11 protein-coding genes and 1 pseudogene are annotated in these 12,126 nt (G+C 64.1%); all 12 read left to right on the forward strand.

The window, feature by feature from the left end:
- Positions 1-543 carry a TRAP transporter small permease gene (locus NQE15_RS01170; RefSeq protein ID WP_265945821.1) on the forward strand — a complete coding sequence of 181 codons (543 nt, stop codon included), beginning with the start codon at positions 1-3 and terminating at the stop codon, positions 541-543.
- The gene (locus NQE15_RS01175; protein WP_265945822.1) at positions 540-1,868 is read left to right on the forward strand and encodes a TRAP transporter large permease; all 1,329 of its coding nucleotides are present in this window, start codon (positions 540-542) and stop codon (positions 1,866-1,868) included. The genes NQE15_RS01170 and NQE15_RS01175 overlap by 4 nt, the downstream gene beginning before the upstream one ends.
- A 15-nt stretch (positions 1,869-1,883) precedes the next feature.
- Positions 1,884-2,531, forward strand: coding sequence for a fumarylacetoacetate hydrolase family protein (locus tag NQE15_RS01180; protein WP_265945823.1), 648 nt, complete (start codon positions 1,884-1,886; stop codon positions 2,529-2,531).
- Positions 2,528-3,292 carry a fumarylacetoacetate hydrolase family protein gene (locus NQE15_RS01185; RefSeq protein ID WP_265945824.1) on the forward strand — a complete coding sequence of 255 codons (765 nt, stop codon included), beginning with the start codon at positions 2,528-2,530 and terminating at the stop codon, positions 3,290-3,292. Before NQE15_RS01180 ends, NQE15_RS01185 begins: the two co-directional genes overlap by 4 nt.
- Before the next feature lie 16 nt (positions 3,293-3,308).
- Positions 3,309-4,763 (forward strand): 5-carboxymethyl-2-hydroxymuconate semialdehyde dehydrogenase, encoded by a 1,455-nt coding sequence (gene hpaE / locus NQE15_RS01190; RefSeq protein ID WP_265945825.1) that lies wholly within the window; start codon positions 3,309-3,311, stop codon positions 4,761-4,763.
- Positions 4,764-4,766: 3 nt separating this feature from the next.
- The gene (hpaD, locus tag NQE15_RS01195; protein ID WP_265945826.1) at positions 4,767-5,615 is read left to right on the forward strand and encodes a 3,4-dihydroxyphenylacetate 2,3-dioxygenase; all 849 of its coding nucleotides are present in this window, start codon (positions 4,767-4,769) and stop codon (positions 5,613-5,615) included.
- Positions 5,616-5,692: 77 nt separating this feature from the next.
- Positions 5,693-6,589, forward strand: coding sequence for a 3,4-dihydroxyphenylacetate 2,3-dioxygenase (hpaD, locus tag NQE15_RS01200; protein ID WP_265945827.1), 897 nt, complete (start codon positions 5,693-5,695; stop codon positions 6,587-6,589).
- Positions 6,590-6,607: 18 nt separating this feature from the next.
- A pseudogene (locus NQE15_RS01205) lies at positions 6,608-7,002 on the forward strand (5-carboxymethyl-2-hydroxymuconate Delta-isomerase).
- Between the two features lie 123 nt (positions 7,003-7,125).
- A complete protein-coding gene (gene hpaH, locus NQE15_RS01210) occupies positions 7,126-7,929 on the forward strand; it encodes a 2-oxo-hept-4-ene-1,7-dioate hydratase (RefSeq protein ID WP_265945828.1) in 804 nt (267 codons plus the stop codon).
- 16 nt (positions 7,930-7,945) lie between these two features.
- A complete protein-coding gene (locus tag NQE15_RS01215) occupies positions 7,946-8,743 on the forward strand; it encodes an HpcH/HpaI aldolase/citrate lyase family protein (protein ID WP_265945829.1) in 798 nt (265 codons plus the stop codon).
- A gap of 627 nt (positions 8,744-9,370) precedes the next feature.
- A complete protein-coding gene (locus NQE15_RS01220) occupies positions 9,371-10,825 on the forward strand; it encodes an NAD-dependent succinate-semialdehyde dehydrogenase (RefSeq protein WP_265945830.1) in 1,455 nt (484 codons plus the stop codon).
- 99 nt (positions 10,826-10,924) lie between these two features.
- On the forward strand, positions 10,925-12,121 hold the full coding sequence (locus NQE15_RS01225; protein ID WP_265945831.1) for a Bcr/CflA family multidrug efflux MFS transporter: 1,197 nt from the start codon (positions 10,925-10,927) through the stop codon (positions 12,119-12,121).
- Positions 12,122-12,126: the final 5 nt, after the last annotated feature.

Raw genomic sequence — 12,126 nt, forward strand, 5'->3', positions numbered from 1 at the left:
ATGCACGATCCAATGGGGATACCCCATGAACTGGTAGAGCACGACAAGGTCGAGCACTACCTGATCATGGCGGGAAAAACGATGGCGATTTCCGGTGGCGTGCTGTTCATCGCCCTGATCGCGATGTCGCTGGTCTCGATCATCGGCCGCAAGCTGGGCTTCGGCTCGGTCGACGGCGATATCGAACTGATGCAGGCGGGTACGGCGGTGGCGGCAACGGCCTTCCTGCCGTACTGCACCCTGCTCGGCGAGCATATCAAGGTGGATTTCTTCACCGAAAGCATGCGTGATTCGCTGAAGCGGCCGATCGACGGCGCGACCGAATTGCTGTTCGCCATCGTCGCCGGCATCCTCGCCTGGCGGACCATCCTGTCGGCGATCGCCACCCACGAGTCGCAGGAAGTGACGACGCTGGTTTCTCTGCCGCTATGGATTCCGACGGCGCTGCTCGTGCCTGGCCTGGCGCTGATGATGGTCTGTGCCATCTATCGGGCCTATGCCCACTTCCATCCGACCAAGAAAATCCCGGGAGCACACAAATGAGCGGCACCACCATCGGCCTGATCGGCTTCGGCACGCTGTTGGCGATGCTCTCCATCCGGGTTCATATCGCGATGGCGATGTTCATCACTGGCTCCGGCATCTACCTGGTGATGAACAGCGGCGCCGCCAACGGCCTGCTGTACACCCTGAACAACCTGGTCTACGCCCGGGTTTCCAATTACGACCTGGCGGTCATTCCGCTGTTCATCCTGATGGGCCAGTTCGCCACCCACGGCGGCCTGTCCAAGGCGCTGTTCAAGGCGGCCGGCACGCTGATCGGCCACTGGCGCGGCGGCCTGGCGATGGCCTCGACGGCAGCCTGCGCCGCCTTCGGCGCGATCTGCGGCTCCTCGCTGGCGACCGCCGCCACCATGGGCCAGGTCGCCCTGCCTGAACTCAAGGCGGCTGGCTATTCCGGCAAGCTGTCGACGGCCACGCTGGCCGCCTCGGGCACGCTGGGCATCCTGATTCCGCCCTCGGTGCCGCTGGTCATCTACGCCGTACTGACCCAGGAATCGATCGGCAAGCTCTTCGTCGCCGCCGTGGTGCCGGGCATCATCGCCGCGCTGGGCTACATCCTGGTCATCGCCTTCATCGTCCGCCGCGACCCGGCGGCTGGTCCGGCCGGCAAGAAGGTGCCGTTCGCCGAAATGATCAAGGCCCAGATCAACATCATTCCCGTGCTTTGCGTCTTCCTCGTCGTCATCGTCGGCATCTACGGCGGCTGGGCCAACCCGACCGAGGCCGCCTCGATCGGCGCCGCCGCCTGCGGCATTATCGCCGCGGTTTCCGGCGGCATGCGGACCAAGGATTTCCTGCAGAGCGTCTACGGCACGGCCCACGCCACCGGCATGATCTTCATGGTGCTGATCGGCGCCGACCTGCTGAACTCCAGTCTCGCCCTGTCGCAAATGCCGACCGAGCTGGCGACCTGGGTGCAGCAGAGCGGCCTGCCGCCGCTGGTCGTGCTGTTCTCGATCCTCATCATCTACATCCTGCTCGGCTGCGTCATGGATTCGCTGGCCATGATCCTGCTGACCATCCCCATCTTCTACCCGATGGTCATGGGGCTCGACTTCTTCGGCATGAGCGTCGACGACAAGTCGGTGTGGTTCGGCATCCTGGCGCTCATGGTGGTCGAGATCGGCCTGGTCCATCCGCCGGTCGGCATGAACCTCTACGTCATCAACAAGATCGCCAAGGACGTGCCGATGAAGGAAACTGCCTGGGGGGTCATGCCTTTCCTGGCCTCCGATTTCATCCGCATCATCGCCCTCGTCTTTTTCCCCGTCATGTGCCTCGGCCTGGTGCACTACCTCGGCTGATTGGAGACTGAATCAATGATTGAACAGAAAGTCAGCGGCACGGTTTACGGCGTCGTCCTCAACGACCGCGCTTCCGTCCGCAAGATCGGCAGCGAAGCGCTGGAAGCGGCGCCTTACAAGGGCGCCCCGCAGGCCCCGGCGATGTACATCAAGCCGGCCAACACCCGGGTTGCCTGCGGCGGGACCGTCAGCCTGCCGGCCGGCGCGAATAACGTCGAAGTCGGCGCCACCATCGGTCTGGTCATCGGTCGCGCCTCCGGCCGCCTGAACCGCGACAATGCGCTGGCCGCCGTGGCCGGCATCGTGCTCGCCGCCGACCTCAGCCTGCCGCACGCCAGCTACTACCGCCCGGCGATCCGCGAAAAGTGCTTCGACGGTTCGCTGCCGCTGTCCTCGGTCAAGCCGCTGGTCGATCTGGCCCATCTGCAATTGCGCACCGAATTCGACGGCCTGCTCGTCGAGCAGCGTTCGTTGGCCGATCTGGTGCGCGATCCGGCGCAACTGCTGGTCGACGTCAGCGAGTTCATGACGCTCGCCCAGGGCGACGTGCTGCTGGTCGGAGTTAGCTACCAGGCGCCGCAGGTGGCGGCCGGCAGCCAGGTCAGGATTAGTGCCGAAGGCGTCGGCAGTCTCCAATTCTCGATTCAAGGAGCGCAGGCATGAAGCGCGGTCGCATTGCCTATCAGGGCGCCATCCACCAAGTGACGCAGGCCGCCGATGGCCGTGTCCGTCTGGCCGATGGCCGTTTGCTCAATGAAGCCGACGTCAGCTGGCTGCCGCCGGTCGTCCCCGGCGCCGTCTTCGCGCTCGGCCTCAACTACGCCGACCACGCCAAGGAACTGGCTTTCAAGGCGCCGGAAGTGCCGCTCGCCTTCTTGAAAGGGCCGAACACCATCGTCGGTCACCGGGCCCAGACCCGCCGCCCGGCCGACGCCACCTACATGCACTATGAGTGCGAGCTGGCCGTGGTCATCGGCAAGACCGGCAAGAACGTCGCCAAGGCCGAGGCGATGGAGATGGTTGCCGGTTACACGGTGGCCAACGACTACGCCATCCGTGACTACCTCGAGAACTATTACCGCCCGAACCTGCGCGTCAAGAACCGTGACGGCTGCACGCCGCTCGGCCCCTGGCTGGTCGACCGCGACGATGTGACCAACCCGATGGCACTGAAGCTGACGACGCGGGTCAACGGCAAGACGACCCAGCAGGGCACGACCGCCGACATGATTTTCGACATCCCGACTCTGATCGAATATCTGACCTCCTTCATGACCCTGAACCCCGGTGACATCATCCTGACCGGCACGCCGGAAGGCCTGGCCGACGTCAAGGCCGGCGATGTCATCGAGACTGAAGTGGAAGGTGTCTGCTGCCTGATCAACACCATCGTCGACGACCAGACGTATTTCGCCACCGTATAAAGAAAGCGAGAACAGCATGATTCATCACATCATCAACGGCCAGAAGGTCGGCAGCAAGGAAACCTTCGAAACCCTCAACCCGGCTACCGGCGAAGTCATCGACACCGTCGCCAGCGGCGGCCAGGAAGAAATCAACGCCGCCGTCGCCGCCGCCAAGGCCGCCTTTCCGGGTTGGGCCGCGACACCGGTCAAGGAACGCGCCCGTCTGGTGCGCAAGCTGGGCGAACTGATTGCTGCCAATGTCGAGCCGATTGCCGACATGGAAACCGCCGACTGCGGCCAGGTCACCAACCAGACCAAGCGCGTGCTGATTCCGCGCGCTTCCGACAACTTCAACTACTTCGCCGAGCTGATCCAGCACATGCATGGCGAAACTTACGATTCCGACACCGGCCACCTCAACTACACGCTGTGGCAGCCGGTCGGCGTCTGCGCGCTGATCTCGCCGTGGAACGTGCCGTTCATGACTGCCACCTGGAAGACCGCGCCCTGCTTGGCTTTCGGCAATACGGCCGTGATGAAGATGTCGGAACTCTCGCCGCTGACCGCCAATCGCCTCGGCGAACTGGCCCTCGAAGCCGGCATCCCGGCCGGCGTCTTCAACGTCGTTCATGGCTTCGGCGACAAGGCCGGCGAACCGCTGGTTTCGCACCCGGATGTCCGTTCGATCTCCTTCACCGGCTCCACCGCCACCGGCAACCGCATCGTCAAGGCCGCCGGCCTCAAGAAGTTCTCGATGGAACTGGGCGGCAAGTCGCCCTTCATCATCTTTGACGACGCCGATTACGAACGCGCCCTCGACGCCGCCATCTTCATGATCTTCTCGAACAACGGCGAACGCTGCACGGCTGGCTCGCGGATCATTGTTCAGGCCGGCATCTACGACAAGTTCGTCGCCGACTTCGCGGCCCGCGCCTCGCGCCTGACCGTGGGCGACCCGATGGACCAGAACACCATCATCGGCCCGATGATCTCCAAGGGTCACATGGACAAGGTCAATTACTACATCGAACTCGGCAAGCAGGAAGGCGCCAAGGTCGTCTTCGGCGGCGGCACGCCGCTGGTCGACGACAAGTTCAAGAAGGGTTTCTGGGTCCAGCCGACCGTCTTCGCCGATGTCGACAACAAGATGCGCATCGCCCAGGAAGAAATCTTCGGGCCGGTGCCCTGCATCATCCGCTTCAAGGCCGAAGAGGACGCCGTGCGCATCGCCAACGACACGCCCTACGGTTTGTCGTCCTATCTGTGGACCAACAACACCGGTCGCGCCATCCGCCTGGCCAAGGCCATCGAGTCGGGCATGACCTTCGTCAATAGCCAGAACGTTCGCGACCTGCGCCAGCCCTTCGGCGGTTCCAAGGCCTCCGGCACCGGCCGCGAAGGCAACCACTACAGCTACGAAGTGTTCTGCGAGGCCAAGAACATCGCCGTCTCCTACGGCAGCCATCACATCCCGCGCTGGGGGGTATAAGCCATGGGCAAACTCGTTCTCGCCGCCAAGATCACCCACGTGCCGTCGATGTACCTGTCAGAACAGGACGGCCCGCACAAGGGCTGCCGCCAGGCCGCCATCGACGGCCACAAGGAAATCGCCCGCCGCATGCGTGAGCTGAACGTCGATACCATTGTCGTCTTCGACACGCACTGGCTGGTCAATTCCGGCTACCACATCAATTGCGCGCCGAGCTGGGAGGGCATCTACACCTCCAACGAACTGCCGCACTTCATCAAGAACATGCCCTTCTCGTACCAGGGCAATCCGGAACTGGGCAAGGCCATCGCCGAGCAGGCCACGGCCGCCGGTGTGCTGACCCGCGCCCACGACGCGACCAGCCTGGCGCTCGAATACGGCACTCTGGTCCCGATGCGCTACATGAACGAGGACAAGCGTTTCAAGGTCGTCTCGATCTCCGCGCTGTGCACTGTGCATAACCTGCCGGACTCGGTCGAACTCGGCCGCGCCGTGCGCCGCGCCATCGAGGAAAACTGCGCAGGCAACGTCGCCGTGCTGGCTTCCGGTTCGCTGTCGCACCGCTTCGCCCAGAACGGCGTTTCCGACCAGTTCCTGCACAAGGTCTGGGATCCGTTCCTGGAAACCGTCGATCACCACGTCGTCGACCTGTGGCAGAAGGGCGACTGGAAGACCTTCTGCGGCATGCTGCCCGAGTACGCTGTCAAGTGCCACGGCGAGGGCAACATGCACGACACCGCGATGCTGCTCGGCGTGCTCGGCTGGGACCAGTACGAAGGCAAGGCCGAAGTGGTGACGCCTTACTTCGGTTCCTCCGGCACCGGCCAGATCAACGCCATTTTCCCGGTCTAAAAGAGCTTTAAGCCAGACGCCAGACCATTCGATTCCCCGATAGAGAAACCGACAACAATTCTTCAGGAGACAAACTCATGGGCGAAATCCTTATGGCCATCAAGTGCACCCACGTGCCGTCGATGCTTATTTCCGAAATGCCCGGCCCGGCCCAGGGCTGCCGCCAGGCGGCGATCGACGCCGAGCGCGAACTCGGCCGCCGTGCCGTCGAGCTGGGGGTCGATACCTTCATCGTGTTCGACACCCACTGGCTGGTCAATGCCGGTTACCACATCAACAACAATGCGGTGCACAAGGGCAACTACACCAGCCACGAGTTCCCGCATTTCATCCAGGACCTGCCCTACGAATTCCCGGGCAACCCGGAACTCGGCAACCTGATCGCCGAGGAAGCCACCGCCATGGGTGTCAAGACGCGCGCCCACCAGGTCGCTTCGCTCGATCTCGAATACGGCACGATTCTGCCCATGCGCTACATGAACCCGGAAGGCAAGATCCGCGTCATTTCGATCGCCGGCTGGAGCACCTTCGGCAGCCTGGAAGAGTCGCGCATCCTTGGCGAAGCGCTGGCCAAGGCAGTCGCCCGCAGCAACTGCAAGGTCGCCATCGTCGCTTCCGGTTCGATGTCGCACCAGATCTGGGAAAACCGCCTGGTCGAGGAAGGCTTCAATTCGATCAGCCGCGAATTCAACAAACAGGTCGACCTGCGCGCCCTGCAACTCTGGGAAGGCGGCGAGTGGGACACCTTCCTGCGCATGCTGCCCGAGTACGCCCAGTACTGCACCGGCGAAGGCAAGATGCACGACACCGCGATGCTGTTCGGCGCCATCGGCTGGGACAAGTTCGAAGGCAAGGCCGAGATCGTCTGCCCCTACTTCGAAAGCTCGGGTACCGGCCAGGTCGTCGTCAGCCTGCCGGTGGCCGGCATCCCGGCCGTCAGCCACCGCGAAGAAGCCGAACTGGCCCTGGCCTAACCTCCCAAGGAGCGGGAAATGCCCCATCTTGTTTATGAAATCACCAACAACCTCGATACGGCGAAAGCCGATATTCCGGGGCTGCTCAAGAAATCCAACCAGGTGCTGATCGCCCAGGGTGGGGTATTCCCGATCGGGGCATCCGCTCCCGCGTCGTCTGGCTCAGGGACTATTGCATCGCCGACGGCAGCCAGCCCGACGACGCCTTCGTCCATGCCTCGCTGAAGGTCGGCGCCGGGCGCTCTGAGGCGGAAAAGAAGAAAGCCTGCGACGAACTGTTCGCAATGATCACTGAACACTTCGCCGCCATTTTTGCCGAGCGCGGACTGGCGCTGTCGATGGAATTCTCCGAATTCAGCGAAGCCGGCACCTGGAAGAAAAACAATATCCACCCGCGCTACAAGAAGACCTAATTCCTTGCGCAAGCCAGCCGTGACTTTGTCGACATCGCCTTGCCGTGCTAATCGCACTGTCTGCGGCTCGTCTTCGCGTCACAACTGACTTGCACAAGGAATAGCCCACCAAGAGGACTGACCATGTTTCCCCAAGACCTGATCGAAGCGACCGCCCGCCGCTTCCACGAAGCCGAGAAGACCCGCCAGCAGATCCGCCAGGTCTCGCTGGACTACCCGGAAATCACCATCCCCGACGCCTACGCCATCCAGAAGGCCTGGGTCGACATGAAGATCGCCGAAGGCCGCAAGATCGTCGGCCACAAGATTGGCCTGACCTCACGCGCCATGCAGATGTCGTCGCAGATTGACGAGCCGGATTACGGCACACTGCTCGACGACATGGTTTTCGCCGATGGCGGCGAGATTCCGGTCGACCGCTTCATCGTGCCGATGATCGAAGTCGAGCTGGCCTTCATCCTGAAAGACCGCCTCGAAGGTGAAAACGTCACGATGCTCGACGTGCTGTCCGCCACCGACTACGTGATCCCGGCGCTCGAACTGATCGACGCCCGCTCGCAGCGCATCGACCCCGACAGCAAGCGGCCGCGCAAGGTTTTCGACACCATCTCCGACAACGCCGCCAACGCCGGCATCATCATGGGCGGCCGGCCGATCAAGCCGATGGATGTCGATCTGCGCTGGGTTTCCGCCTTGCTCTACCGCAACGGCATCATCGAGGAAACCGGCGTCGCCGCCGGCGTCCTGAACCACCCGGCGAATGGCATCGCCTGGCTGGCCAAGCGTTTCGCGCCGCACGGCGTGGCGCTCGAGCCGGGCCAGATCATCCTCGCCGGCTCCTTCACCCGGCCGGTGCCGGCCAGCCGCGGCGACACCTTCCATGTCGATTACGGCCCGCTCGGCAACATCACCTGCCGTTTCGTCTAAGCCACCGGAGCCGATCATGGACATGCCCCTCAACTCATTCAAGCGCGCGCTGGCCGCCGGCGAAACCCAGATCGGCCTCTTTCTCGGCCTGGCCAACGCCTACACCGCCGAAATAGTCGCCGGCACCGGATTCGACTGGCTGCTGATCGACGGCGAGCACGGTCCGAACGACCTGCGTTCGATCATCGAACAGTTGCAGGCCCTGGCCCCGTACCCGGTGCGGCCGGTGGTGCGCACCGTCGATCACGACGTGGCGCGCATCAAGCAGCTGCTCGACGGCGGCGTCCAGACGTTGATGGTGCCGATGGTCGAAAGCGCGGCCGATGCCGAAAAGCTGGTCCGCGCCATGCGTTATCCGCCGCACGGTATGCGCGGGGTGGGCACGGCGATGGCCCGGGCGGCGCGCTGGAATGGCGTAGAGGGCTACTTTGCTCACGCCGACGAGGAAATGTGTTTGATCGTGCAGATCGAGTCGATGGCTGGGTTGGTTGGGCTGGACGATATTTTGTGCGTTGAGGGTGTCGATGCGGTGTTCATCGGGCCGTCCGATCTTGCGGCTTCGATGGGGTATCTCGGGAATCCGGGGCATCCGGAGGTCAAGGCAGCGGTTGAGGGGGCGATTCGCAGGATTGCGGCGGCTGGCAAGGCGGCTGGGGTGTTCTCTGCCGATCCAGTGGCTGCCGAGGCTTATCGGCAGATTGGGGCAAACTTCCTGTTGGTTGGGGTGGATGCGCTGCTGCTGCGGAATTCGGCGGTGGCTCTGGCCGACAGGTTCAAGAAGGCTGAATCCGGGAAGACCGGGGCGGCTTACTAATGCTGTTTCCCGTGCTCGGGCTTGGGTTTCCGCCTTGTTGGCGGGCGTACTTTTTCTTGCTTCGCCAAGAAAAAGTAGCCAAAAAGAAGGCGACCCCGGGTTACGCGGTCGGCGTTGCCGACTGCCCTGCGCTACTCGAAGTCGGCGGGGGCTGCGGAACTCGGGCTACGCCCTCAGACAGTCCTCGCCCTTATCCGCCGGCTTCTGCGTTGCTCGGCGCTCCACACGGGGACCCGAAAGTCAAAACCGAGCCCGGCCCCAACCACCGTCACTCCCGCGCAGGCGGGAGTCCAGTCCCAGGCATGGATTCCCGCCTGCCCGGGAATAACGAGACAGACCGTTCAGCGCGCGTTGTTTCACCGGGCCCCTTGAGAGGTGCCGAGCAACGCAGAAGCGCCGGGGGCCTTCGGCGAGCACTGTTTGAGGGGCGCAGCCCCGAGTTGCGCAGCCGCCCGGCGTTTCGAGTAGCGCAGGGTACCGGCGTAGCCGGCACCGACCTAGGGTCGCCTTCTTTTTGCTTACTTTTTCTTGGCGAAGCAAGAAAAAGTGAGACGCCCCGCAAGGGCGGAACCCCGGCTAATTAGTCGCAAAATGCCCAATTAAAGAAACCAATAGGAGAACAACCCCATGCTGTCCCTAACTGACCCCAACCTCCTCCGCCAATCCTGCTACATCAACGGCACCTGGACCCCCGCCGACAACGGCGAAACCTTCCCCGTCACCAATCCGGCGACTGGCGAAACCATCGCCACCGTCCCCCGCTGCGGCACCGCCGAAACTGAGCGCGCCATCGCCGCCGCTGATGAAGCCCTCAAAACCTGGCGCGAAACCACCGCCGCCGAGCGTTCCCGCATCCTCCGCCGCTGGTTCGACCTGCTCATGACCCACCAGGAAGACCTCGCCGCGCTGATGACCGCCGAACAAGGCAAGCCCCTCGCCGAATCCCGTGGCGAGATCGCCTACGCCGCCGCCTACATCGAGTGGTTCGCCGAGGAAGCCAAGCGCGCTTACGGCGAAGTCATCCCGTCGCCCTTCAAGGACCGCCAATTGGTCGTCACCAAGGAACCAGTCGGCGTCTGCGCCGCGATCACGCCGTGGAATTTCCCGTCGGCAATGATCACCCGCAAGGTCGCCCCGGCCCTGGCCGCCGGCTGCACCATCATCCTCAAGCCGGCCGAGCAGACCCCGCTTTCCGCCCTGGCCCTGGCCGAACTGGCCGAACGGGCCGGCGTCCCTGCAGGTGTCTTCAGTGTGGTGACCGGCAAGGCGAGCGCCATCGGTGGTGTCATGACGGCCAGCCCGATTGTCCGCAAGCTGACCTTCACCGGCTCGACCCCCATCGGTCAGTTGCTGATGCAGCAGTGCGCCGGCACGGTCAAGAAAATGTCGCTGGAACTCGGCGGCAACGCCCCGTTCATCGTCTTCGACGATGCCGATCTCGACGCCGCCGTCGCCGGCGCCATGGCCTCCAAATACCGCAATGCCGGCCAGACCTGCGTCTGCTCCAATCGCTTCCTGGTCCAGGACGGCGTCTATGAGGCCTTCGCCGCCAAGCTGGCCGCCGCCGTTTCGGCGCTCAAGGTCGGCCACGGTACGGAAGAGGGCGTCACCCAGGGGCCGCTGATCGACGATGCCGCGATCAACAAGGTCGAGGAACTGGTCAAGGACGCCGTCGATAAAGGCGCCCGCGTCGTCACCGGCGGCAAGCGCCATGCGCTGGGCCGCACCTGGTTCGAGCCGACCATCCTGGCCGACGTGGTGCCCGGCATGGCGGTGGCGAAGGAAGAAATCTTCGGGCCGGTCGCCCCGCTGTTCCGCTTCAAGACCGAAGCCGAAGCCGTGCAGATGGCCAACGACACCGAATTCGGCCTCGCCGCCTACTTCTTCTCGAAAGACCACGGTCGCGTCTGGCGCGTCTCGAAGCAGCTCGAATACGGCATGGTCGGCGTCAATACCGGCCTGATTTCGACCGAAGTCGCGCCGTTCGGTGGCGTCAAGATGTCCGGCATCGGCCGCGAAGGTTCCAGTCACGGCCTCGACGAGTACATGGAGACCAAGTACCTGGCGCTGGGTGGGTTGTAGACAACCGTTGTCATTCCCGCGTAGGCGGGAATCCAGAAATGCACTGCGGCCTGGATTCCCGCTTTCGCGGGAATGACCTATCAAGCGGACACATTCTTAATGACCACTCCCGCCATCGAACCGGCCCGCGAGGGCCGTTTCATTTTGTTGCTCGGGGCGCTGGTCGCCTTCGGGCCGCTCGCCATCGACCTCTACCTGCCGGCCCTGCCGGCCATCGCGGCTGGCCTCTCGGCCTCGGCCGAGGCGGTGCAACTGTCGATCACCGTCTTCCTCGCCGGCTTTTCGCTGGGCATGCTGTTCTACGGCCCGATCTCCGACCGCTACGGCCGGCGCACGGTGATGCTGACCGGCATCGCGCTGTTTGCCCTGGCCAGCCTGGCCTGCATGTTGGCGACTTCGGTCGAGCAACTGATCGCCGCCCGCTTCGTCCAGGCCCTGGGCGGCGGGGCGGCCTCGGTGCTGGCGCGGGCCGTGGTCCGCGACGTTTACACGCCGACCGAAGCCATCCGCAAGCTGTCGCTGATGGCCATGGTGACAGCCATCGCGCCGCTGCTGGCCCCGGTGCTCGGCAGCCTGCTGCTCGGCCAGTTCGGCTGGCGCGGCACTTTCGCGGCGGTCGTTGTCTGGGGCGTGCTCAGCCTGCTGGTCGTCTGGTTCCAGCTGCCGGAAACCCTGCCCGCCGAGCGCCGCGGTCAACTGCCGCTGGGCCGGGCCTTCGCCATCTACGGCAGCCTGCTGCGCGACCCCGTGGCGCTCGGCCTGCTGTTGGCCGGCGGCATGTCCTTCGCCGCGATGTTCGCCTACATCACGGCCAGCCCCTTCTATTTCATCGAACTCAACGGCTTTTCGCCCACCGCCTACGGCCTGCTCTTCGCCGCCAACGCGGTCGGCATCTTTGCCGCCAATTACCTGAACAGCCGCCTGGCCAAAAGCCAGGGTCCGGCCGTGATGGCCGGCATCGGCTCGGCCGCCGGCTTTACCGGGGCGCTGCTGCTCTGGCTGGCGAGCGGCCTGGCCGACGCCGTGCCGGCAGTGATCGGCAGCCTGTTCATCGTGGTCAGCATGACCGGCCTGCTCGGCGCCAACTGCGTCGGCCTGCTCATGTCCCGTTACCCGCAGAATGCCGGCGCCGCGGCCGCCCTGTTCGGGGCCAGCCAGTTCGGCCTCGGCATGCTGGCCAGCGCGGCGGTCAGCTATCATCACGACGGCAGTGGGCGACCGATGGCATGGGCCATCCTGGCGACCACCGCCGCCTCGCTCGCCGGTTATCTGCTGTACCGGCGCGGCCAGCGCTGACTCCC

This window comes from Dechloromonas sp. A34, from assembly GCF_026261605.1.
GTDB lineage: Bacteria > Pseudomonadota > Gammaproteobacteria > Burkholderiales > Rhodocyclaceae > Azonexus.